The organism is Vibrio qingdaonensis (genome assembly GCF_026191675.1).
In the GTDB taxonomy this organism is placed as follows: domain Bacteria; phylum Pseudomonadota; class Gammaproteobacteria; order Enterobacterales; family Vibrionaceae; genus Vibrio; species Vibrio qingdaonensis.
Genome location: NZ_JAKRRY010000045.1, coordinates 1 through 23,051, shown reverse-complemented (window position 1 = coordinate 23,051; position 23,051 = coordinate 1). Strand labels below are relative to the sequence as shown.

35 protein-coding genes are annotated in these 23,051 nt (G+C 44.5%); 28 read left to right on the top strand and 7 right to left on the bottom strand.

Annotated features, from left to right (window positions below; genetic code table 11):
• The first annotated feature begins 35 nt into the window (after positions 1-35).
• The 8 genes from MD535_RS22320 (at position 36) to MD535_RS22285 (ending at position 4,841) form a co-directional block, all read left to right on the top strand.
• A complete protein-coding gene (locus tag MD535_RS22320) occupies positions 36-530 on the top strand; it encodes a hypothetical protein (RefSeq protein WP_265677332.1) in 495 nt (164 codons plus the stop codon).
• A gap of 15 nt (positions 531-545) precedes the next feature.
• Positions 546-1,010, top strand: a complete 465-nt coding sequence (locus MD535_RS22315) for a hypothetical protein (protein ID WP_265677331.1) — start codon at positions 546-548, stop codon at positions 1,008-1,010.
• Between the two features lie 41 nt (positions 1,011-1,051).
• Positions 1,052-2,002 (top strand): hypothetical protein, encoded by a 951-nt coding sequence (locus MD535_RS22310; RefSeq protein WP_265677329.1) that lies wholly within the window; start codon positions 1,052-1,054, stop codon positions 2,000-2,002.
• Positions 2,003-2,019: 17 nt separating this feature from the next.
• Positions 2,020-2,466 (top strand): hypothetical protein, encoded by a 447-nt coding sequence (locus tag MD535_RS22305; protein WP_265677327.1) that lies wholly within the window; start codon positions 2,020-2,022, stop codon positions 2,464-2,466.
• A 166-nt stretch (positions 2,467-2,632) separates the two neighbouring features.
• On the top strand, positions 2,633-3,637 hold the full coding sequence (locus MD535_RS22300; protein ID WP_265677326.1) for a trypsin-like serine protease: 1,005 nt from the start codon (positions 2,633-2,635) through the stop codon (positions 3,635-3,637).
• Between the two features lie 3 nt (positions 3,638-3,640).
• On the top strand, positions 3,641-3,886 hold the full coding sequence (locus tag MD535_RS22295; RefSeq protein ID WP_265677325.1) for an ANR family transcriptional regulator: 246 nt from the start codon (positions 3,641-3,643) through the stop codon (positions 3,884-3,886).
• Positions 3,887-3,927: 41 nt separating this feature from the next.
• Positions 3,928-4,122 carry a YqaE/Pmp3 family membrane protein gene (locus MD535_RS22290; protein ID WP_096444153.1) on the top strand — a complete coding sequence of 65 codons (195 nt, stop codon included), beginning with the start codon at positions 3,928-3,930 and terminating at the stop codon, positions 4,120-4,122.
• Positions 4,123-4,235: 113 nt separating this feature from the next.
• Positions 4,236-4,841, top strand: coding sequence for a hypothetical protein (locus MD535_RS22285; RefSeq protein ID WP_265677321.1), 606 nt, complete (start codon positions 4,236-4,238; stop codon positions 4,839-4,841).
• Between the two features lie 111 nt (positions 4,842-4,952).
• Here MD535_RS22285 and MD535_RS22280 read toward each other — a convergent pair whose 3' ends face one another.
• Entirely contained in the window at positions 4,953-5,111 is a 159-nt protein-coding gene (locus MD535_RS22280; RefSeq protein WP_265677320.1) for a hypothetical protein, read from the bottom strand.
• A 1-nt stretch (position 5,112) separates the two neighbouring features.
• Here MD535_RS22280 and MD535_RS22275 point away from each other — a divergent pair, with 1 nt between their 5' ends.
• Both MD535_RS22275 and MD535_RS22270 read left to right on the top strand, forming a co-directional pair.
• Entirely contained in the window at positions 5,113-5,298 is a 186-nt protein-coding gene (locus MD535_RS22275) for a hypothetical protein (protein ID WP_265677319.1), read from the top strand.
• A gap of 1 nt (position 5,299) precedes the next feature.
• The gene (locus MD535_RS22270; protein ID WP_265677318.1) at positions 5,300-5,509 is read left to right on the top strand and encodes a hypothetical protein; all 210 of its coding nucleotides are present in this window, start codon (positions 5,300-5,302) and stop codon (positions 5,507-5,509) included.
• A gap of 37 nt (positions 5,510-5,546) precedes the next feature.
• On the opposite strand, the gene MD535_RS22265 is transcribed toward MD535_RS22270, so the two are convergent.
• Positions 5,547-5,852, bottom strand: coding sequence for a hypothetical protein (locus tag MD535_RS22265; RefSeq protein WP_265677317.1), 306 nt, complete (start codon positions 5,850-5,852; stop codon positions 5,547-5,549).
• Positions 5,853-6,016: 164 nt separating this feature from the next.
• On the opposite strand from MD535_RS22265, the gene MD535_RS22260 reads away from it, so the two are divergent.
• From MD535_RS22260 to MD535_RS22245, 4 genes are read left to right on the top strand one after another with little or no spacing between them, the layout of a single operon-like run.
• Positions 6,017-6,547, top strand: a complete 531-nt coding sequence (locus tag MD535_RS22260) for a lytic transglycosylase domain-containing protein (protein ID WP_265677316.1) — start codon at positions 6,017-6,019, stop codon at positions 6,545-6,547.
• 3 nt (positions 6,548-6,550) lie between these two features.
• Positions 6,551-6,736, top strand: a complete 186-nt coding sequence (locus MD535_RS22255) for a hypothetical protein (RefSeq protein ID WP_265677315.1) — start codon at positions 6,551-6,553, stop codon at positions 6,734-6,736.
• A gap of 11 nt (positions 6,737-6,747) precedes the next feature.
• Positions 6,748-7,254, top strand: a complete 507-nt coding sequence (locus MD535_RS22250) for a hypothetical protein (protein WP_265677314.1) — start codon at positions 6,748-6,750, stop codon at positions 7,252-7,254.
• Positions 7,255-7,266: 12 nt separating this feature from the next.
• A complete protein-coding gene (locus tag MD535_RS22245; protein ID WP_265677312.1) occupies positions 7,267-7,776 on the top strand; it encodes a hypothetical protein in 510 nt (169 codons plus the stop codon).
• A 324-nt stretch (positions 7,777-8,100) separates the two neighbouring features.
• Here MD535_RS22245 and MD535_RS22240 read toward each other — a convergent pair whose 3' ends face one another.
• The gene (locus tag MD535_RS22240) at positions 8,101-8,406 is read right to left on the bottom strand and encodes a plasmid fertility inhibition factor family protein (RefSeq protein WP_265677310.1); all 306 of its coding nucleotides are present in this window, start codon (positions 8,404-8,406) and stop codon (positions 8,101-8,103) included.
• A gap of 258 nt (positions 8,407-8,664) precedes the next feature.
• On the opposite strand from MD535_RS22240, the gene MD535_RS22235 reads away from it, so the two are divergent.
• The 7 genes from MD535_RS22235 to MD535_RS22205 all read left to right on the top strand — a co-directional run bounded on the left by MD535_RS22235 (position 8,665) and on the right by MD535_RS22205 (position 13,179).
• A complete protein-coding gene (locus tag MD535_RS22235; RefSeq protein ID WP_265677309.1) occupies positions 8,665-9,696 on the top strand; it encodes a CpaF family protein in 1,032 nt (343 codons plus the stop codon).
• A gap of 269 nt (positions 9,697-9,965) precedes the next feature.
• Positions 9,966-10,346 (top strand): hypothetical protein, encoded by a 381-nt coding sequence (locus MD535_RS22230; RefSeq protein ID WP_265677308.1) that lies wholly within the window; start codon positions 9,966-9,968, stop codon positions 10,344-10,346.
• On the top strand, positions 10,336-11,106 hold the full coding sequence (locus tag MD535_RS22225; protein WP_265677306.1) for a hypothetical protein: 771 nt from the start codon (positions 10,336-10,338) through the stop codon (positions 11,104-11,106). Before MD535_RS22230 ends, MD535_RS22225 begins: the two co-directional genes overlap by 11 nt.
• A 155-nt stretch (positions 11,107-11,261) precedes the next feature.
• Positions 11,262-11,594 (top strand): hypothetical protein, encoded by a 333-nt coding sequence (locus tag MD535_RS22220; protein WP_265677304.1) that lies wholly within the window; start codon positions 11,262-11,264, stop codon positions 11,592-11,594.
• The gene (locus MD535_RS22215) at positions 11,566-12,477 is read left to right on the top strand and encodes a hypothetical protein (protein ID WP_265677302.1); all 912 of its coding nucleotides are present in this window, start codon (positions 11,566-11,568) and stop codon (positions 12,475-12,477) included. The genes MD535_RS22220 and MD535_RS22215 overlap by 29 nt, the downstream gene beginning before the upstream one ends.
• Before the next feature lie 42 nt (positions 12,478-12,519).
• Positions 12,520-12,762: a hypothetical protein gene (locus MD535_RS22210; RefSeq protein WP_265677301.1), complete on the top strand. Its 243-nt coding sequence runs from the start codon at positions 12,520-12,522 to the stop codon at positions 12,760-12,762.
• Positions 12,763-12,771: 9 nt separating this feature from the next.
• Positions 12,772-13,179, top strand: coding sequence for an H-NS family histone-like protein (locus MD535_RS22205; protein ID WP_265677300.1), 408 nt, complete (start codon positions 12,772-12,774; stop codon positions 13,177-13,179).
• A gap of 331 nt (positions 13,180-13,510) precedes the next feature.
• On the opposite strand, the gene MD535_RS22200 is transcribed toward MD535_RS22205, so the two are convergent.
• Positions 13,511-13,927, bottom strand: a complete 417-nt coding sequence (locus tag MD535_RS22200; protein ID WP_265677299.1) for a hypothetical protein — start codon at positions 13,925-13,927, stop codon at positions 13,511-13,513.
• A gap of 209 nt (positions 13,928-14,136) precedes the next feature.
• Here MD535_RS22200 and MD535_RS22195 point away from each other — a divergent pair, with 209 nt between their 5' ends.
• The 7 genes from MD535_RS22195 (at position 14,137) to MD535_RS22165 (ending at position 20,866) form a co-directional block, all read left to right on the top strand.
• Positions 14,137-16,275, top strand: coding sequence for a TraM recognition domain-containing protein (locus MD535_RS22195; RefSeq protein ID WP_265677297.1), 2,139 nt, complete (start codon positions 14,137-14,139; stop codon positions 16,273-16,275).
• On the top strand, positions 16,259-16,774 hold the full coding sequence (locus MD535_RS22190) for a hypothetical protein (protein WP_265677292.1): 516 nt from the start codon (positions 16,259-16,261) through the stop codon (positions 16,772-16,774). The genes MD535_RS22195 and MD535_RS22190 overlap by 17 nt, the downstream gene beginning before the upstream one ends.
• A 2-nt stretch (positions 16,775-16,776) precedes the next feature.
• On the top strand, positions 16,777-17,526 hold the full coding sequence (gene mobC, locus MD535_RS22185) for a MobC family replication-relaxation protein (protein WP_265677291.1): 750 nt from the start codon (positions 16,777-16,779) through the stop codon (positions 17,524-17,526).
• A gap of 65 nt (positions 17,527-17,591) precedes the next feature.
• Complete coding sequence (locus tag MD535_RS22180; protein WP_265677290.1) at positions 17,592-19,808, top strand: DNA topoisomerase; 2,217 nt, start codon at positions 17,592-17,594, stop codon at positions 19,806-19,808.
• On the top strand, positions 19,808-20,035 hold the full coding sequence (locus MD535_RS22175) for a hypothetical protein (RefSeq protein WP_265677289.1): 228 nt from the start codon (positions 19,808-19,810) through the stop codon (positions 20,033-20,035). Before MD535_RS22180 ends, MD535_RS22175 begins: the two co-directional genes overlap by 1 nt.
• A gap of 134 nt (positions 20,036-20,169) precedes the next feature.
• Entirely contained in the window at positions 20,170-20,325 is a 156-nt protein-coding gene (locus tag MD535_RS22170; RefSeq protein WP_265677288.1) for a hypothetical protein, read from the top strand.
• A gap of 325 nt (positions 20,326-20,650) precedes the next feature.
• The gene (locus MD535_RS22165) at positions 20,651-20,866 is read left to right on the top strand and encodes a hypothetical protein (RefSeq protein WP_029837338.1); all 216 of its coding nucleotides are present in this window, start codon (positions 20,651-20,653) and stop codon (positions 20,864-20,866) included.
• 456 nt (positions 20,867-21,322) lie between these two features.
• On the opposite strand, the gene MD535_RS22160 is transcribed toward MD535_RS22165, so the two are convergent.
• From MD535_RS22160 to MD535_RS22150, 3 genes are all read right to left on the bottom strand, one after another.
• A complete protein-coding gene (locus tag MD535_RS22160) occupies positions 21,323-21,649 on the bottom strand; it encodes a hypothetical protein (protein ID WP_265677277.1) in 327 nt (108 codons plus the stop codon).
• A 157-nt stretch (positions 21,650-21,806) separates the two neighbouring features.
• A complete protein-coding gene (locus MD535_RS22155) occupies positions 21,807-22,700 on the bottom strand; it encodes an ArdC family protein (protein WP_265677274.1) in 894 nt (297 codons plus the stop codon).
• A 106-nt stretch (positions 22,701-22,806) separates the two neighbouring features.
• A partial coding sequence (locus MD535_RS22150) for a hypothetical protein (RefSeq protein WP_265677271.1) occupies positions 22,807-23,051 on the bottom strand: 245 nt, incomplete at its 5' end.

Genomic DNA, 23,051 nt, shown 5'->3' with positions numbered 1-23,051 from the left:
CACGACTGACTTTTTGATAAAAGGAACCCTTTGTTATGTCTAAACAACCCACACAGCCTCGCAAACAGCGCGGCGCCATCTCTCTAGACGCACTGATTGTTATCGGTGTGGTAATACTGGCGCTGATTTTTGTGATTTCCCAAGCGCCAAAACTCACCTACGCCTGGAACAAATTTCAATATGGCCAACAAGCGGCCTCCATTGAAAAGTACACCCGCGATTGGCAGCGCGGGCGCTCGAACTTCGCCACGGTGGATATCAGTAAAGTCTGCGCCACCACTGACCTCGACCGCAAGATTTGTGGACCAGGCAATAATGGTGTGGCCACGAACCCGTTTGGTGGCAACTGGAGCGTGACAGCGAACAGCAACCCAGGTCTCTTTGATGTGACGGGCACCCTGCCTAATGACACCAATCGCATCATCGATATTGCCGACACTATGGCACCGAGCACGCGCGGTAACTGTCAAGAGTCCACAGGTTGCTCGACGCTGTCCACGTCAGCGACCGGTGTCACTATGACCTATTAAACCAGGAGATAGTCCATGCCCACCATCGCCAATCAGCGAGGGGCCCTCTCTCTGTCTATGGCGTATTGGCTCAGCTTTACCATGCTGGGCCTTCTCGCCGCTTTGAGTCTAGGTCGCCACCTCTATCATGTTCACATTGCACAAACGATAGATAACACCATCACCCAGGTGATAGGTGATGTTAACTCGCAGTTCTATGAACAAGCGATGCGCCATCGCTGCTTTTTTCAAGGCGCTCAAACTGGCAACGCCACTCACGAGTTTGGACACTACCGCTATGACTATGCAGGAGGACTCGCTCGTTACTTTACGGTGACGTTCACCTTTGATGATGCCGACTACGCGCAAGATATTGGCCCTTATCTCAGTGCGGATAGGCAAAACGGCCTCGATTACCAGTGGGACGTCCCTTTGCTCTATCTCCATCCAGATACGCAAACCGTCAACACTACCGCCTCAGTCGTCGATTGCCACATCTAACCCCTGTTTTTTTTGCTCAATTTTAAAGGAGAAACCTCATCATGAGAAAAGCCTCTCGTGGTTTCAGTTTGCTGTCCATGCTCATCGTCATTGGTTTTGTTGCCATGTTGGGATTGAGCGTAGCTGACTTTAACCGACAAGTACAACTTTCAAGACCCGTTGAAAAATTCTCACTCCGGCTACTGGATATTCGCACCATGATGCACGCCTGGCATCAAGCCCAATACACCGCTGGTATGAACATTCATGACCGCAGCCTTTGGCCAAATCACCTACAAGCCTTTGAAAACCTCTACGTGCCAACCTGCACCACCACGGATGCCGACAATGGACGTTGTACCCCCATTGACCACACCCCTTGGGGGAAAATGACGTACAGCGTAGAGACCTACATCACGCCAACTGGATTTCGAAGCTATTACGCAAAATTAGAGTTCAGTGTGCCTGATGAAGGTGATGACCTATTTAAAACGCAATACAACGCCATGCACGAGTTCTTAAGTCCGATATCAGGTATGACTTGGGATGAAACGGCCAACATCATGACGTATCGCATTGACCTCGCAGATTTGGCGTTTGCATTTGATGGTCTGGTGAAACGCAGTGGGGATAACTCTTCGCTGTTAGGCGACTGGGATGTGGGTGGGCAGTTCGCCATTACTAATGCGAAAGAGTTCACCCTTGCTGACAGCCAAGGCGGACAAATATCCGTCAGCAATAAGTTGGTACAAATTTTTGTTGGACAACACGGCGACTGGGTTAACAAACCTACCTGCATCACAGGCCAAAGCCCTGACATCTATCCCAGCATTACCGAAATCAACGTGAGCTCAGACTACACCCTACTTGGCTCTCAAAAAGCCTATCAAGTCGACGATACTACCAACAACCGATGGCAGTTAGGGTTAGATATTTTAGTCACCCATAACACTACAGGAGATAGACGATTCATCCACACGGGCGTGATTACTGCCCTCATCAAATGCAAATAACACAAGGAGGCTTCATCATGAAACCCAATATTGCATTACTCATCGCGCTACTTGCTAGCGCTTTGTCATCCACAACAGTCACAGCTAAAGTGACCTTAGCCGATGCCTACGCAAGTGAACAAGCCATCACCGACAGCTACAACGCTTCAACTGTCAATATCCCTAAAGAGGGAATTGATGTGAGGGCGCTAGACCCTGTATCTGGCTTATCGAACACCCCTATTATTTACAATGGTGTATCAGGTTCGAGTTGCACTAACGTTCGACCGCCATCGGGCGCCAGTGTGCGGACACATGACGTCTACATTAATGGCGTGTATGAAGATCAAACCAACCACGAAGCATCACACACAAGAGGAGTAGCTCAGCAACTCACTCATGATGGTGATACTCGAATATGTGCGGCCTACACAAGTGCTCGACATTATAATTTTACCTATGAAATAAAAGCTTATAAAAAGTAAGCCGTCCAATAATAGTAAAGGTAATCGTGTTACCTTTACTATTCCAATCGATCATATGAACGGCGTTTTTAGACCAAACGATCATAGATAAAACAAACTGTTAGCCTCGATTCAATACGCACTTTATTGTATAATATTTACACAATAACCGATAAGGAACGTCAGCATGCAAAAGGTACTCATTCCCCTACTTACCTCATTACTATCAGCTAATGCTCTGGCCGTAGTTAATGGCACCCCTTTAATCTGGGACAACTATGATGACCTTGTAGAAGCCAACTGTACTGGGACCATTATTGCTGGGCGGTATGTATTGACCGCCGCACACTGCAAAGACGACGGAATAATTCAATTTTCTGATGGTACGCAACAAGCAGCCAGTTCACGAAATGATCACCCAGAGTACATAAACCATGATGGCTACGACGTGTCCATTTGGACGTTACCTAAGAATCACAATACTACTAACATCCACTTCTTTGCAGACTTAACGCAAGATACTATCGGTGATGGAGATACCCTGCGAGCTCTAGGATTTGGCTCCAGTTCTTCACTGGGGCAATCAACACTAACAGTGGACGGTAGTTACAACAACATAGCTTATCCCATGTATACAAAGACAACTGCTATCAATGGCTATAATGAACATGGCGATAGTGGCGGACCTGACTTAAACGATAGTAATGAAATCTCTGCATTGACTAACTCAATAATTGCTGATGAATCACTTACAGGTGAAATCACCCGTTACACCTTTGCAGTTAATTTACACTATGTCGAAGACTTCATTCGTAACACTATTGATGGCTGGCATTATCCTACCGTAGTTAATGGTAATGGAACCCAAACGGTTACCGTCCAATCACTTCATATCAATCCAACATCCGATAGTGCTTGGTCCGACGGCAATGTAGCTATTGTTGGTGGTACTTGTCTTGGGAATAACACCATCCATGCTTATGAGACGTGTACTTATGAAGTTGAAACTAATGGCAGTGGCACATTGCATTTGAGTGATTCGGAAACCATCTCAATTAACCCTCAAACAAATTCCGGTGGTAATAGTGGCAACGAAAGTTCAGGCGGTGGAAGTGGCGGCGGCTCTCTAGGCTTGCTGTCTGGATTAGCTTTGCTAGGTTTAGGACTTCGTCGCCGACTGGTGAAAGGATAAGATATGCACTTTCATCAACAACCTGGAATGAAAAACCGCTATTATGATCTCGCACGAGAAGCGGCTGAACTAGAGCGCAATCAAGAATATCAAAAAGCCGCGATAGCTTGGAAACGCGTTTCAGACATCGCCACCAAAAGCATCAACATCAAATGGGCAGAAAATCGTCATGAGTTTTGTTTAAAGTACAAACCGATAACCTCTTCTCCAAAACGAGGACGCCCAAAAACACAAGATGTCACCACGTAGCATCAGAATGACAACGAACTCATAACAAGGAAACCATTAATATGAGACTTTTTTTAGCCATCTTTATCCCTTGGCTCCAGTTCTTCACCATCAAACGCCCCATTGCGGGTATTCTCTGCTTAATACTTCAACTGACGTTGATTGGCTGGATACCTGCGAGCCTTTGGTCCGTTTATGCACTCAGTAACTATAAAACCGACGAAAAGCTCAAGCATATAAAAATGGACCAAGGATAAACCAACACTAGATTGATTGAAAAATAGGCGCATTACCGCCTATTTTTTTATACCCCAAGACCAAACAATACTCGTTGCCAAACCCAAAACCGCTTTTATCTCTGAGGCTTCTCATGGACATTCTCTTTGCCTATGCGCTTTTGACCGTGCTGGTTGGTTTGATGCTCGCTATCACGTTTAAAAAACAAGCTTTCTCACCTCATTATTTTCTACGCCGACGGTTACAAACCACGGCGGTAAATAGTTTGCTTTTGCTTTGGGGAGGGACTTTAGCCATCCCTAACGTTACTTGGCCATTACTCGTTACGCTGATGGGACTGGTCTACTTATACGGCTTTGCTTACATATTACCCGAGCACCCAAACCTGACGTTCATTCCTTCTCTATTCAAACGAGAGTTGAACGTCCATTTGACCGACATTGAGACGCCATTTAATCGCGGCGTCTATCGAGACTTAATCGCGCTTATTAACACGATGCCTTCGTATCGAGTTCATCGTTTAATCCTCACCTCGCCACTTTTGGCCAAGAACGGGGAATTTCGAAATACCGATATGTTGGAAATGTATGGCGTGACGGTTGAAAGCAAAGTGTCATCACATTGGCGCGCCCCTTTACAAGCGTTCACACTCTATCGATACAAATACTGGAAGAAGAGTCCAGTTTTCAAAGACAGCGACATCAAACGACGATATCAACTGTTGCTCACACGCCAATAAAAAAAGCGAGCGGGTTGTTGGGCCCTGCTCGCCAAAACAGACTTCGTCAGTCTGGTTGTCTATTCGAACCCACCATACCGAAAACCACTCAGCACATCAATAGCACCGCCGCTATTCATGACTCAATGTCATAGAGTCACGCTTTACGTTCAATGCCAAAGCATTGAATGGGAAGCGAGGCTTAGCAGGTAGCCCGTTAGGGCGTAGGACGGTATTGAGTCCTGACATCAACTTCTCTTTACTCACCTTGACCAAACAAGGAGCGCTCATTATGCATACCACACCGTTTGACACAACCGCTTTACCAGATATGGACATCCCAATGGATAATGTTGATAACAAAGAGATTATCCACCTCAAAAAAGACAGCGCTCCCCCTGCGTGCTCAGTGATAACCAGGCGACGGATTGAAGATATTCTGGAGGAGCAAGCATTGAGAAAACAATGGGAGTTATGAGATGACCTCAATCCATACCAAACAAAAGCGAAAAGCTAGACGCAGACCGATTAAAACGAAAGCAAAGCCGACCGCCCCACTCGTGATCTTGGAAATGCTGGTTGGGTCAGAGCTTCGTCGCTGGACCGTCCCTAAACACCGCCTTCACCGCTATTTAGCGCGTGATGAACATCGAGGTTTTCTGGTGACTCCCATAGAAAACGGGCAGTAAAGACTGCCCGCAATTTGGTAATAACGTCAAATGAAGATTATTTGAAGTAAAGCGCAGCAAACCCCGCAAAGAACATGGCAAGAAGCGCAAATAAAAGCTTGTCTAACTTAGAGCTTACGTCTTTGATTTCTTGTTTAACGTCTTTTATTTCCTGTTTGACGTCTTTGATTTCTTGCTCAACGCTTTCAAACTGCTTGTTGGTTTGTTTTTCGAAACGAGCGAGATTGTCTTTCACATTATCGACGTTGTCTTGAGTCGCGTAATGCTGCTCATGGTTACGTTGATGTAAAAGCGCATTGAGTACATCTGATTGTGAGAACTCGATTTTTTTCTCATCACTCATGTTCGTTTTCCTTTCGTTCGTGAAGCTTTGCTTCCTGGTGAATATCGTCAGTTGGCAAAGCTTGTTGCTGCCATAACTGACAGCCCCAAAGCTTGATGCTTTGTCCTTCTATCATATCAACCCTCGACTAAAAGTCCAATTCACGCACAAACAGAGAGGTAACCATGACACCGTTACTATGCCAGTATTTTACACCCTGGATACTGCTGCTCTTATTCAACACCGAGAGTCTCGCGGGTATCCATACCGGAGCCCGAAACTTAGAAGCCTGGACCTCCAGTTATCAAAGGCCAGTATCAGGCTGCCCAAAGTATTGTGATGCCATTGCTCTTTTCAGCCGGCAATACCGAGTGCCTGAAAATCTCGTTATCGCCGTTATCAAGAAGGAAAGCGGCTTTAACCCTAACGCAGTGAGCCACAAAGGCGCCAAAGGTTTGATGCAACTGATGGACGTACACTCAATCAAGGCTGGCATCAACCCACTTCATCCTGCCTCAAATATTGAGGTAGGAACCGCCCATCTTGGCCGCTTGCTTCGCAAGTACGACAACATTCGTCTGGCTCTCGCGGCTTATAACGCAGGTGAAGGCGCCGTTAAAAAATATAATGGCATTCCACCTTATAAAGAAACTCAACGTTATGTCGTTGACGTTTTGAAAACCTATCAACAATTAAACACTCTCCATCGAGGATAACCCATGATACAGCGAACCTTTGAACACGATGTTCAAGTAGCTATGCAGCTTAGCGACATCGATAAAACCGTCATTCCTGACAATATCAGTTTCAAACTTTCACTGACACCGCCTTCACCGGATTACATCGAGTACTGGCGCAAGGTCAGGAAAGAAGCCTTAACACGACTTGGGAACAACAAGAACTAAGGAGAAGATGAATGCGAATAATGCTCATCAAGTGGTGCTCAGTGCTACTCACCCTATCCGCTATATACAGCCCAAACGTCAGCGCAGCAAGTGACGCGGAGTGCGGCATATGGTTATGTTTACCTACAGGCTTCACCACTGGTTGTAGCGAAGCACACAGCGCCTTTTGGGACCGAATAAAAAGCTTTAAGTCCCCCCTTCCAGGGTTTCATGAATGCTTAACAAACTCTCCAAACACCAAAGCCCAAAGCGCTGATAATTTTACCGCTCAAAATGGCATTGCGGCCCAAATCGCTAGCCATAAAGTCTGCTCACAAACCAAACCCATTCGAAGCGGTGGAGAGTGGCAAGAGACCTGCGTAGCTTGGAGGACCGTACCAGCAACGGTCATTAAAGGGGTTCGCTGTCGTATCGATAGAGAAAACCGTACTCGCTCCCCTGCTCACTGCACCAAAACACTGCGTTACACCGAGGTGTACCGTAATGGTCAGCTTTTTGGCCAAACTCATTATTACTAAGGAAAACGATTTATGTCACAACGTACTTTTCAAACCCATCAGTACTCCATTCTTTGCGGTTGGGACAGACCATTGCAAGGTTACTTTCTCGTCATCGAGGACAAAGACCAGGATGACCCCATTTACTCCAATCTTGATGAGCCAACGCCTCACCCAAAAGTCTTTGACCTATTTGAAGCTGTTCTCAAGCGATTTGGTATTGTGTTGCCGGATGACATTTTGATTGCGCTTTACGTCGATAAGGTTAAGAACATCGGCAATAGCATCACGAACTGGGGTGATATCAAAGCACTTCAAACTTCTCAAATGGCTTTCTCTATGGGTGAACACCGCGAGTTCATTCATGACCAATTTGTAAAACAAGGATTGAAGAGACCTTACGTCATCGCCTATCCGGACGATACAGGGCCAGAGCTTCTTATCAAGCTCTTACAAGAACCATTAAGGAAAAACCAGCCAATTATCATCTACCCTACGGGAGACAGGAAACTCACCCAGCCAACGCCAGAAACGGTGCAGTAATTCCACTTTATCAATCAACTAAGGGGAGTATCGATGCGAGAACAAATAATGATATGGCTTAAACAATGTTTTTCTTTCACTGACAAAGCCGTCTGTAAGTCAAAGACGATAAGCATACACAAGCTTGATATAGGTAGAGGGCTTGAGAAACAACTGGACGAATATCGAGAGCTTCTGGAGACCATAGAAAAGCACACTGGATACTTCAGCACCGAGCAAGGACAATTTTCAGCCATGAATGCCGCAACACTAGATGACTATCTGTCCCACCTTTACACATTAAAGTATGGGAAGAGTCCTGACGATAACGTGAAACAAACCTATCTACGTCCTAAACCCTCTTTCATTCAATTGAAAAAATAGTTCGTTATTCGAAAGTACCCGCGAACCTTTTACACCAAAAAAACGATGTAGCTTGTTCGCGACTTCCTTATCGAAAACAAACGCCGGAAAATATTGAGCACCATTGGCCAACAACCAAATCGTTCTAGTGATGCCATTAATAAAACCGACACTTGGATAGTCTTTATTTGTTGTCATATTTGCCAGGGGCACAGGATTTTCAACTCCAAAGCTAAACCCCTTTTCAGCATAATGAAACTTTATAGTCATTACGCCAAGTATCTTCATTGCCTCTCGCTAACTCAGGAGCAACCGAACAACCATACTTAAACCAAACCGATTCGAACCTCGCTCGGTCAACCCAAATAACAAAATATTTATCACTATCAGACAAATATAACGCTTCTTTCATAAATACGATGTTATCCCGAATTGGCACCTCGAATACGGCATAGTCGCAATCAAGTATTCTTCTTTTTTCAATCTTCATATTTCCCCTTGATAAAAGCTTCGTTAAGAGCAGTACTTAAATATTAAGGAGTCACTTTGTTTGACACAATAAAAACCCTCTTTGGCGATGTGCCTATCGCTAAACAATACGAATGGCAATGGGTAGAAAAACACTTTCAACCGATTGCCGACCTTTACCAAACCCCTGACGTTACCGAAATCTTCGTTGACCGATTCGATACCATCGCCATCGAGCGCAATGGCGCCATCGAGAAAACTGACTGCCGCTTTGACAGTGAGAAGAGCTTTCAAGCGTTATTAACGCAGTTGGCTCTGTGCCTTAATCAAACCTTAACGGAAGAAAGTCCCATCCTCGATGCCAGGCTACCGGATTGCTCTCGAATCTGTGCCACCCTCCCTGCAGTAACACCGCAAGGGGCTAGCATGACGCTGCGAATCGCGCCCACTAATCATATCAGTGCGGAGCAACTTGTTGAGTTTGGTGCTCTATCCGCCCCCATGCTGACCTACTTGATTGAAGCGATTCAGTCTGGAAAAAACATCATTGTTTCGGGGAATACCGGCAGTGGGAAAACAACGCTCCTTCGCGCGCTTGCCAGGTACATACCACTCAAAGAGCGCATCGTTGTGTGTGAAGACACTCAAGAGCTCTATCTTGATTGGCTGCCCTTTCTGATTTCAATGGAATCCCCAAAACGCTCAAGCAGTGACGTAGAGATGAAAACCTTGATTGAAACCTCGCTTCGTATGCGCCCAGACCGAATATGGGTTGGGGAAATTCGAAATGGCCGTGCGGCAGATGCTTTCTTACAAGCGATTAATACCGGTCACAGTGGATGCATGACTACGGTTCACGCTAATGGTTGTGACGACGCCTTATCCAGGCTTCAGTATCTTATCGCTTCCCAGGGCAATATCAGTTTTGATTTGGCTTACCAACAAATCGTTGGCAACGTTGATATCTTTGTTCACGCAAGCCGGCACGAAAGTTATGGTCGAAAAGTGACAGAGATAGCGGAAGTGGTCAATGGCACTCTCACTCCCAAATTTCTTTTTGACCAACAGGATCATCACCATATTGCAGCAAACACTCACATAGGCTCGTAATGCACATTACTCGTAAACAGTTCCATACCAACAACACACGTATTCTTTCCATAGGATTTATGCTTGGGATTGTTATTGGCTTACTTTTCGGTATCGGATTGCACTAAGCCCAACCATCATTCGAAAGCAGCTCGCTTTTGCCTGCTATAAGAATCAACTTCTTGTAGAGGCGAAAAGAGTACGCCTGCGGCGAGCACTTAAAACCCCAAAATATCAGATAACGGCTTATCCGCCGGTTTTTTACTGAACTCAACACAAAGGTCTTCCCTATGTTTGATCCAATTTTCACACCCAACGTTCGCGATGCACATGCTAAGTCACTCAGCATTTTTACAGAAATCGTTGCGACACAGTTCACTCCAAATGAAGTCACCATCTATGCCTACCGAATAGGGCGTGGATGCTTCCACGTCTTAAAGCTGGACGACCAACTTGAAATTACCATTACCGATGGACAAGCGGACATTCCAGACAAGACTCATTGTTTAGATTACTTACGCACTGGCCATATTCAAATAGGAGTATTTGATAGCATGGACGTTACGTATCTAATTAATCACCTGCTCAAAGCCTTGAAGGAAAAGAACGAGCACCTTACTTATTCTTATCAACACCATGACGAGCAATACGGAGAGGCCAATGACCAATAAAACCATCCAACAACACACAGATACAGTGAACGAATTACTGAATCAACCAGGTGTATTGCACCCAATGGGGTGTCAATACAGGTGGGCAAATGAACAAGACACCGCTGAGGAGTTATGGCTAATTTGTGGAAGCTTCATCAATGACATCAATCATGCTTTGTCATCCTTTGATCGGGGCAAACTCGAAGCTCAATTAAATTACGGGGGAATATTAATTGACGGCCAGCATCACTCAACACCAATACGACTTAACAATAAATTAGTAAGCGACGATTGGCTTCTACAATTAAGAAAGGCAATCGACGCTCTCTATCTCTACGTGTGTTCATTTCACTTAAATCATGACTTGGTCTCTTTCTGCCCATTGAGCTTACCACTAAAAACATCAGTACTTGCACTGCGACAGAGCCAAACAAAAGCACTGTTACAGAATCCTAAGTTTTCTTCTATATTAGCCCCATACGCTTATGATTATGACTCAAACATTTCCGAGCATGGTGTTTGGGTGTCATCAATAAGACTTATCATCGTTCTAAAAAAACTGCGACACCACCTAGAGCTGAACCCGTTTTTACTGCTTATTCAAACGAATTTATTAATAGCCCATATAGACAAAACCCTAAAGACCCTGACACGTTTTTATGCGCTTACGATGCCTTTTTTCGTTTCAAATGATCAAATAAAGAAAGACTTCGAATTTCCAGTAAATCAAGATTATCAAGCTCAAAATTTAAATGGACACAATTGGTTTTCGGGTTAATTCTTTCAATTGGCACGCCGTAAATAAAGGCAAAAGCCCGATGATCCCTACTACTTGCAACCGCTTTGTTCAGCCGTTTTTCAAGCAAGCTGTACGCCTACGGCGAACGCTTAAAATTAACCCCATAGAATCCGTCATTTAAAGGACATACACTTATGATCAAGCCAAACCATCAACTTACCGAGTCACAAGAAAAGATACTGCAATCGTTAAAGAAACAAGCGCCTGTAGGCTCCCTAACATCTGAAGAAATAGAAGATTTTGAAGAGTGGTCACGCAGCCCAAAGGATGACAGCAGCCCAAAATTTGAACTGAGTTATAATGGCTCCCCTGTCTTTATTGATATGCTCACCTTATTACAGTGTTTAAAAATCGCTGAACACACTCACCACATCCCACCATTAGAAAGTGGATGGTGGTTAAAAGTTATAAAACAATATCCTGTGGAGATACACCTAGATGGACGTATTCAAACTAAAAGTGAATGATGCGAATAGCATTGCCATTAGCAGAGAAAATTTTGAACACTATACCAAACAACAACCCCCTTGGTATCAATCATTAGACGAACGAAATGAATCACACCTAGCGGTCTGTCCTGCTTGCGACAATACAATATCAATCATAGGTCTCCATTCTAGTGACACTGAGGTTAATGAAGAAACTGGAGATATTCAACCTAAAGACAATCGTCCTCCTCATGGTCGTCATTATCTATTCAAACAACTGGATAACTTAGGAATATTAGATAGAGAGGCGTATGAAAACTGTCCTTATTCGGGTAAAAAAAAGCTGTCTCCAGGTAGTAAACATTCAACCAAAAGTCCGATACCGTCAAAGGTATTAGCAATTATAGAGACAGACTTTGATCGTGTTTTGTATTTACTAACAAAATCCACTGGCATTCAGATATCTCACTCTAAGGCCAAAGAGATGCTAACGCGATATAAACAAGCCGAAGGCTGGAAATATGCGGGGGCTACTGTGATGAATATTCCGTGGATTTTTGGTTACTTCTCGCGTTCGACATCGCTAATGTACCAGTCCATCACAAACAAAAGCATAAGAGAAGCTATCCAAGCGCATTATCCTAACGCTCAGTTTGCAGGTAAATACTTCAAACTGGAACGTGCCCCAAAATCCCAATATATAGACCCTTGCTTTTGCTTCGAAAAACATAATCGTAAGACCGTTGACGAGCATTTGGAAGAGTCCCTTGACCTTGTTTTGTCGGATGACAATGGACACGAATTTTATCGTGAAACCATCACGTTTGACCCTATTCATTTTGTCAATTTGATTAACTCAACGAAAACGACATACCGAGATAAGAAACTCATTGAACTCGGTAAAGATTTCTTCACGAGATAAATCATGCTGTAACAAATTCATATAACCACATAGGTAAATGTAATGACGTTTTTATCTAAACACCCTCATCATCTTTTTGAAGCTGAATGCAAGGCACAAGTTGCCAAAGTGAATGAACTCGATCATATCGAGTTTAGGTTCCGCCAAATCTATTTCGAGTCTTGTAGCCCAACGACAAATACGGTTTCCATCACCGGAGTGAATCACAAAACTATCGACGTCTATTACGACACGATAGAACTTATCTCTCCACAACATTTACTGAATCTTTTCCCACAAACCTGAGCAAAGACAATGACAGACATCATCAAACAACTGACTCAACCAAGACGTGCTAAGGCGCTGTTCAAGCATGCGAACATTGAACAACTCGATCGCATTTTAAACATCGTTACCGAGATCAAAACCGAGAAAGAACATGACGCCCAAAAGCAAGCTGAACACGAACAACAAGAGCGCAAAGCGCTCGAAGAAATGCGCGAGGAAATCCTCAATAAAGGGCTCGACTTTGACAAGCTTGTTAGCTTAATGAAGCCTCAAAGAAAAGCCAAAAAACGCAAATCTACGAGCACAAAAGACGCACCAAAAACCTACCGTTACGGTGACAACAAAACATGGAATGGCGAAGGAAACGTTCCCGAAGAAATGCAAAAGATGCTGGATGAAGGATTGGAACTCGCCGATTTTTTGCAGACAGAGTGACGCCGACTATCTCAAACCACTGACGCTCACTCACTAAAAACTTTCCACTAACTCACTCCAAACTCAACCCGCAAAAACGATTTTTCCTGCACGAAAAATCGCCCTTTCGCGCCCGTCCATCACCGTGCAATTTCAATCCCCAAGGATTGTTAAATTGCTAGAACGTGATGGGAGGAAGCGTAAAAAACGACAAGCCGAAACGCTGAAAGAGACGGAACAAAATGGGACTTCTGGGCGTTCTCACGCCCCCATTTTGAGACGTCGATTGAGGCGTTGAAAGCGTTCGTTTTTTTCAACCTTAGTAAGCGAAAGCGACAGCTTAGAGCGCACTTTAGGTTGCGTAGTTATCACTTCGTTCAATCGCAGAAAGCGCCCCCTTGCGGGGTTTAATTGCTAACGAAGTGATAATCCGAAACGTCCAGTGAAGGATCTGAATCAAGGTCGCCCAACGACCGAAGTATTCAGACGGGGGAGCCGAAACAAAACACAAGCCCAAGCGCCGTGAGACCTCCCTACGAGGTCGATTTTTGTTTTGGGGGCTTGCCCCCGAAAACCGTTGAGTAGGCGAGACCAAGCTCGTCTGGTTAGTGGAAAAGGACACATTTGAGCAAGCAAGTTTACGCAGCGGCAAAATGGGGACTATTTCCCCTTCCAGAGGGGCTTGGTCGCGCGTAGCGCTACGGTTTTCGGCTTCTTTTGCTCTTAGATTGGGATTGTGATCATGAGGACGTTCAGGACGAAGGATCATAATTTCAATCCATTGAAAAAGCACGGCTTTTTTAATGATTGCCCCTTAAGGGCAACCTAACTTCCTGGACGTCTCAGGGAAGGGAGTTAGGGCTTTTCGTCCTTTCATTCCGTCCACTGTTTCCGTCCATACCCTATTGACGGTTTATATGGACGGAAACAGTGGACGGATTCTGTAGACGAAATTGTAATTTTAACAGGACACGTACTATGCTCGATCGCATCGAATATCAGCTCTATCTCGTGGCGTTGAATATCCTTTCAACGCTCTATGTTTTTACCTATTACTTTGGGATCATTCTCAGTTTTTTATCTGGATTGATCATGCCTATTTTGCACTTCAACAGACCAGAACGAAGCGACCAAGACACCGTGTTGCGTCGGCTTCTCATCGCTTTGGCGTGTCTGCTTTTTATCTTTGGTACGATCTCAAATTGGACGATCCCTGCATTGATTGATCTTACGAAAACCCTATATGGCGTTTCACCACAAGCGGTACATTATCCCCTTTCTCAATGGTTACTCATCCCCGTTTTTATTGCTGGCATCGTGAGTCATATTTACCTTCGCCGTACTTACACTCCAATGCTGAATCAACTCAAGTTACGCTTCACCAAACGCACCAAAGCCGAGCGCGAAACTCGCACCGATGTTCGCAGCGTAAAAGAGTTATTACCAGAAACTACAGAGTACGATCCGCTGCAATACATTGATCTTAAAAAAGGGATATTTGTAGGGTTGGACACTCAGCGAAACCCTCAATACATCCCGACAGATAAATTCAGAAAACAGCACGCGGATATCATTGGAACCACCGGTGCAGGCAAAGGGGTGGCCTCTGGACTTATTCTTTACCAGTTGATCAAGGCAGACGAAGGCGTGTTTGTTCTCGATCCAAAAGACGACGAATTTGCGCCTCATTTAATGCGCAAGGCCTGTGAAGATGCAGGCAAACCGTTTTACTTAATCGACCTTCGTAAAGGGATACCTCAACTGGATTTACTGGCAGGCGCAACACCAGACCATATTGAAGAATTATTGGTCGCAGGATTTAGCTTTGCTGAAAAAGGGGATATGGCTGACTTCTATCGAATCGATGACCGAAAGGCGGCGAGGAAAGCGCCTTTGGAAGCAAGCGATGACGAAAGAAAAACGCTGCGAGGAATTTTCAATTCAAAATACGTCCAGGGATTAGAAAATACCGTGAAAGGATTTTTTGGCAAGATGGAAGAAATGTCTTTCGTCGAAGCTATTAATGCTAAAGGAGGTCTCGACTTACGCACCATATTCGATAATGGCGGGTGTTGTTACATCATTGGTAGTACGCGCAACTCAAAGATCTTAATCGCGCAAAAAATGTTACTCATTCGACTGTTTCAAATTGCCGAAACACGAGATCGCGTCAATACAACACCAAAACCCATTGCGATTTTCTTGGATGAATTGAAGTACCATATTTCCAAACCGGCGATGGAAGGATTAGGGGTAGCTAGGGATAAAGGCGTGCATTTATTACTGGCACACCAATCCGTTTCCGATTTGCACGAATGCCCTGCGGATTTAAATGGCGATGCCGTCGTTGGCGCTGTCGTTGAAAACACCAAGTTCAAATTGGTGTATAAACTTCAAGATCCAGAAACCGCCGAATGGATTGCGAAAATGTCAGGGACCATTTTGGTCGATGACGAAACCCGTTACATTGAAACGGACGCGTCATTATCCGAAGTGGTGGAATCAAAGCGCAACATTCGACAAGCAGAGCGGCAATATGTGGATACCAACATGTTGCTGAACTTACCGCCCTTTGTCAGTTACATTTTTACCGAATCAGACACCCCAAAACCGTCTTTGATCTCCCCCATCAAAGTCACTAAATCTGAGTTACAAGTGCATCAAATTAGTCCAACTGACAACGCAACTAACGTCACGTCGGTTCAGCAGGAGGCTGAACAAGACATCGAAGCTATTGAGCCAGAAAGCAACTCATCATTGCGACAACACATACAAGAAGCGTCGTCACAAGACAGTGAATCTCAAGAAGATACGACATCAGAAAATAGTTCACTCAATACCGAAAAGACCACACCCACCATTCATTCAGAGAAAAAAGGATTGGGACTCACTAAACATTCAGGAAGCAACGAACAGCACAACCAAAATGATGACATGACTTCAACCCTGTCAAACACGACGCTAGACTCCTCAACGAAGGAAGCGACAAATAACAATACTAAAGAACAAACTGCGCGAAGAAGCGGGGATCAAACAAAGTCGCCATTGAGTGAAGAAGACATGATCAAAAAATTCAATCAATCCATGAAGGAATTCGACGATGCTGACACTCTCTAACCAAACCTTACACTACTTATGGGACACACCTCATTCCCAAACCAAGCCGCATTCGATCGATGGAAAGTTCACCTATGACAGTGTGTTTTCAGTTCTGGCCTTTGCTTCCAACCCTAGGCACAAAGAGGTAAAAAAGTTTGCCGAAGCAACGCTACAAGATATTGAGGAAAGTTTAATGGCGTACCGTCAAAGCATTAGAGAAGCACACCAAACCCTATCTGGGTCGTGTGGCGATATCGACTTCACTCCCGTCCAGTTTCAGCAATACGCGTTGCATTTTGATGAAAAGAAGCTCAACTCCGCCCCCGCTATGCTACTAAAAGCCTTCTTAGAAACGGACGCGTTGTTTGCAGACATAGAAAAAGCGCTGAAAAGCGGTGAAATGATGACGCACATCAGCAAGCAGGAGAAAAGCCGACATATTAACCAGCTTAAAAAACTGCTCAATCGATTGTCGTACACCGCCGTTCAATTCCATAAATTCCGAAAAGGAGGATAGCGATGGATGGACTCTTTGAATCTATTCACCACGCAAAAAGCAGAAACAAAGAAAAACGTCAACTAGTGTTGAACTTTTTGAGTATGGAGGGTTATTCGAATTTGAATAATATCATTACGCTCTTAGGTATCGTTGATAAGTCTGGGTGTTATAGGTTACTTCGAAAGCTTATTTCTGAAAACCTCATTCAAAAGCACACCTTACATTTTGAGTCAGGCGATATTACACTGTGGGGGATCACCGAACAAGGGTTGGGAGAATGTGATTATGATGAAAGCAGCCCTCCCGTCACGCAAGCGTTTGAACCCTCACGCGTTAAATTTACCACTCTTAACCACACATTAATGAACCAACGAGTTTACTTGACGCTGTCTAAACAAGGTTGGCACAGTTGGCAAAACGGTGACCGTCAAGTCTTCAAAGACAAATACGACGTTGAACACCGCCCTGATGCTGTATTCACTGCACCTACAGGTGTCAATTACGCCATCGAAACGGAATTGACGTTAAAAACCCCAGCTCGCTATCGCTCGATTTTGAAAAGTCACATCGTGGCCTACAACAAAGGCTACTGGCAAGGTGCGGTGTATGTCGTCAAAGGCGATAATTTTGAGAAACACCTCAATCGACGTTTCGATAACGTGAAATACATCGCCTTTGACGAATCAAGACAACCGTTTGAGCACTACCGAAATGATCATTTCATCATTCTGACGCTCGACGGTTTAAAAAACCTGCAAGTCACTCGATAACCCTATTCCTATCAACCCTAATTACGCTCTCCATTCGGTAGAGCGTTTTTTATTGGAGCACCATCATGCGCGTATTTATTGCTGAAAAACCTTCCCTCGCCACCGCCATTTTTAAAGGACTGGGCGGCAACCCTGACACAGAAAAGAAACACGGCTATTACCAAAAAGGCAGTGACATTGTCACCTGGTGTTTCGGGCACTTACTGGCATTGTTCGATCCCGAAGACTACGACGAGAGCCTTAAACGCTGGACTCTGGACAGCTTACCCATCAAAACGCCTTACCCTCCGAAATTCAAACCTCGCCAAGAATCAAAAAAACAATTGGGGATTGTGCTCGATTGGATAAAAAAAGCAGACCGCATTGTCCATGCGGGCGATCCTGATCCAGAAGGCTGTTTATTGATTGATGAAATCTTGATGTATGCAGGCAACACCAAACCCGTTGAGCGACTATTAATCGCCGACTTAAACGATAAGCCGGTGAAAAAAGCCCTGGCGAACATGCGTCCCAATGCTGAGTTTTTGCCATTAACGCAAAAAGCCATGGCCAGAGCATTGGCCGATCAGTCTTTTGGCTATAACCTCACTCGATCTTATACCCTAAAAGCTCGTGAAAAAGGCTTTGATAGTGTGCTCAATATTGGTCGAGTCATCAGCGCCCTAATCGGTATGGTCAATGAACGAACCTTAGCGAACCAGAACCACCAAAAACACACCTACTTTGAGTTATACGGGACGTTTCAGTTTGGCCATCAAACAGTAAAAGGCAAACTGCAACCGAATGAACACCTGTTTTTAGACGAAGACAATCGCTTGATTGATGGAGCGCAAGCTCATTCCATCAAAATAGCCGACACCGGAGCCGAAGGGACCATTAAGCACGTCGAAACCAAAAAAGAAACGCGTCAGCCGCCTATGCCGTTTAATCTCTCCAAACTGCAAATTGAAGCGTCAAAGCGTTGGGGCTATAAACCCAAAGACACCCTCGACATTGTTCAGGCTCTGTACGAGAAGCACAAGCTACTCACTTATCCACGAAGTGATAACCAATACCTCAGTGACGCCCACCTAGAGGCGGCGCCTGATATCCTCAATGCGATCAAAGCTACGATGCCGAGTCTTACCTCTCAATTACATGGCGCCGCCCTTAGCTCGACGCATAAGGCGTTTAACGCCTCTAAAATTGAAGCGCACCACGCCATTATCCCAACGGAAAAACAAGGCGATGCGTCAACGCTATCTGAAAAAGAGCAGCGTATTTATGAACTGGTCGCCAAGCACTTCATTGGGTTGTTCTATCCTGAATCCGTCAGAGAAAAGACCACCGTCGATGTGGGCTGCGTCATGAGCCGTATCTATCGCGCCACGCAATCCACATTGCTCACTCAAGGCTGGGAAGTCCTCTTTAAAGGCGAACACCAGGACAAGCCCAATGCGCAGCAGGGGGATCTCACTACGCTGTCAAAAGACGAAACGGGACCTTGTCACGCGGTCGAGGTCATCGAGAAAGACACTAAACCGCCGAAACTCTTCGATGACGCCAGTTTGCTCAAGGCGATGACCGAAGCGGCGAAGTTCGTTAAAGACGTGGCGCTGCGTAAGCAATTGGAAGCCAAAGATAAAAACACCCGTGGAGAAAATGGCTCAATTGGGACAGAGGCGACGCGAAGTGGTCACATCGAAAAATTGCGTAGCTTGAAACATTTGATACAGGTTGGCAAAGAGAAAGGCTACAAAAACCCTGTCTTTAAAACCACCGAAGCAGGACAAGAGTTTTGTGCCCTACTTCCATCTGAAATCATCATGCCCGACATCTCTGCGATTTGGGAAGGGGATTTTGATTTAATCGCAAAGCAAGAGTATGACTTAGAGCGCTTTATCGCGGCGGTGGATAAGTACATCGAGCACCAGGTCGAGCATGTCAAAGAGCATGGCGTCCCCATCACAGCAAAGGAAGGGATCACTTGTCCTACATGTCAACAAGGGCGATTGTTGAAACGTAACGGCAAAAACGGGGCATTCTGGGCTTGTAATCGTTACCCCGATTGCAAAACCACATTTCCTGACGATAATGGGAAGCCGAATCTTAACCCCAAGCCCAAACAAAATAGCGGCACGGTACGTGAAGATGAAGCGTGTGGTCAATGTGGCAAACCGTTAATCCAGCGTCCGACGAAAAAGCCTGGCAACTTTTGGTGGGGATGCTCTGGCTTCCCTAGTTGTCAGGTTCGTTATTTTGACAAAGATGGGCGCCCAGATAGAGACAAAGGTGAGTTGTAATGTCTAGCACTATCGAAGAGTGCCACTTTATTGTGGCGCTGACTCCAGAGCAATTACAAGGATTGCTCCATCAGGCTGATACCGCCTCACGCCATCTGTATTGTACTTTTATGAGTACAACCCTCCCTAAAGACTTGCTTCATCAGGTCAATGTATCCCATATAGCCAGTTTGTCATTTTCAGATGGCCACACGCTCTACCCATCCCCAATTGACCACTGTGCTTAACTCAAAAGAAAGCCCGATAGTATAAACTATCGGGCACTTTGGGCGGCTCGTGTTCCTCACTATCCAAAATCTGCTTTTTGATACCAATGAAAACCTGATAAATTACAGGGAAAATTCAGTTAATAAGGATAGTTATGCCCGCTTATACCGTTACCTATCGAGATAAAGATCAACAGTACTTGAGTGAAGAAACAATTCACATGAAGTCGCTAAGTGGTGCAAAAACGTCAGCCAGTAATGCAGCCCCTGAATGTGCTGCGTTTATCGAAATTAATGTCGGTGGACATTAAAGTTTGAAACTTTTCTACTTCCAAAGTGTGTTCCAATCGTGGCAACTAGAAGCCAATAATGACAATAAAGATCGAAACTTAGACTCAGTCAACGTGGCTATCCAAAGAAAGTGTGGTAACAAAGTTCGAAATTCACTTTTGGACATTTCCGTGATAGCAATCTTTCTAATTTAGTAATATTTGCATTAGTTCAAGTATAGGACCCCCCAATATTCCATATAATCAATAATCATCTTAAAAAAACATGTGCTCCTCCTTGAAAATCCCTCCAAGCCCCACATATCCATATACGCAATATTGCATAAACTTAAAAAGAGGTTTTCCGATGAACGATTGGGATTACGTGAATTTTAGCGAAGATCATGAAATGGATTATCATTTAGGGCTGGTTGGTAAATCGAAATCTGAATACAACAGAAAATATCTAAGAGATAACACTCAATGGACGGCAAAGAATAAACTGGACAAAACGCGCATTACACACACTGAATTTAAGCCCTTTGTTATAGCCGATAAGCCGAATTTGAAAGATCCAGCTTAACGCGGAAATGTAGATGAAAGACGTCTCCTATGAGGAGGCGTTCTTCACTGCTGCATCAGGTCCCTTTTGTCGTTGTTAGCTATACGTGCAACTATGAACCAAGTAATTCCTTTCGCTATTACTTACTGTATAGCAAAAATACCTAACTATATGAATTACCAGTTTTAATCATAGCACACTTAGGGCAAAACCTTCTCAGAGCGAAAATAAACGAATACAAAAAGCATCGAAAAGTTTCGAACTATATTGTCATAGTTCTAGTCTTTATTGTCGAGTTCCAAACTTTAATGTTCGACGACAATTAAGGACATTTTGGGGTTGGTTGTTGCTCACAAATCTGAGGGGCAGTGGCGGCCTGCAAGACAAAAGTGACATTGGTCCTCAATCCACTGAACAAAAAACCGATAGTTTACGTGTTCGCTATCGGTTTTTTTACCTGCTCCCATCACACATAGGTTAATCCCATTCATCATCGTCATAGACATTATCAAGAAGAACCTGTTCAGCTTCGGCCAGTTTTTCGTTAATTTTTTCAAGCGTGTCAATTAACCCTGACACCTCCATACTTAACACTTCAACTTTTTCATGTAAGTCTTCTAGATGCGACTTGGTGTTCTCATCAAGCGCATAATCCAATGCTTTCCGAGCAATGCCACTCATAATTTCTGTTTCGTCAATCAGATCACGGATACCAGCTTGATAAGCGAGCCGGTTCAAGCTCGTAAAATCCTCAGAAGACAGTTTATCCTGGATGTTATCGTATTTTTCTTCATTAAAAGCCATCACAAAGTCCCTACCAGTCACGAGTGTCACTAGATTATCGTTCTTATTGCAGTCATTCAACCGATGTATATCAACTCACTTAGGGAACATTCTCAATATCATTTAACCTGCTATCAAACGTAAAAAACCCGATAGTGTGAACTATCGGGCATTTTTATTATGCCGCTTCTAACGTCTTGTGGTCGTTTAGAAACGCTTTCAAATATTGATGTGCTTTGCTCGCTTGGGTCGCTGCTTTGAAGATATAACGCTTGTCATTCTTCAATACCTCTAACCAACTTGCAATGTACGATTCGTGCTGTACTTCTCCAGTTATGCCAAAGTCCGCCATTAAAAACGCCGCGCCTAACTCTGCCACTAACTCCTCAAACGCGTAATCCTTACTCCCAAATCTACCTTTGCTATCGCGATTTAGACGGCTCTTATGACCCGTCCAGTGCGTTAACTCGTGCATGATTGTGGCATACAAATCCGCCGTATGATGGAATCGCTCACGCTCTGGTATCACTATCTCGTCTGTCGATGGTCTGAAAAACGCTTTCTGACCGTGATAACTTAACGACGCGCCAGTCTGTGCAATAAATGCTTCCACATTGTCCAACGTTTCTATGTCATGGTTGCCCTCTGCCTCAATAGAGGCTGGACGCTCAATCCCTTCCACCTGGTCAAGGTTGAAAACGCAATACGTTTTCAACATCGGATAGCTTTCCTCCACTTCCTTGCCTTTTTCATTCACACTCGTTTTTTCTACCGTTTTGTAAAAAAATATATGCGTTCCTTTCTCGCCTTTTCGTACCTGTCCCTCAAGTGCTTTCGCTTGCTTGAAAGTCAGCCACTGCGACGACGAAAAACGATGCAGTTGAGCACTCATCCAAAGCAGCATGATATTCATGCCTTGATACTCTGAATGCGTCGAAAAATTGCTTGGAATACCTGACGCTTGAGACACGTCCCAAGGGCATGACCATGGCTTAATGCCTTGCTCCAACGCTTCTATGATTTGGTTTGTCACTTCCTGGTAAAAGTCTGTTTTTGATTGGTGTGTAGTCATAAGAACCACTCCTTGAATTAGTCATTTAATAAAGGGCTAATTCGGCTGGCCAATGCCAGACGAACTGGCATTGCCTTGCGGAGTGTTCCGCTACAAATGATTGTTGTTATGCGTGTTTCAGTCGGTCTTCCCAACTCAACGCCCAATGAACACGAAAAATCTCGTCCATATTGGGAAGTTGGTACACATAATTTGATAATTGATTTAACAGAGTCTCAAAGTGCTTGGTTTCGGCTTTTAAACCGTGTTTCCTTGCACTACGGTAGAACTTCTCAAAAAGAAACAGCATGATAGCCATTCCCAAAGAGCGTGGCGTCATGTCATACCCCACGTCCGCATTTGGAAAGGCAA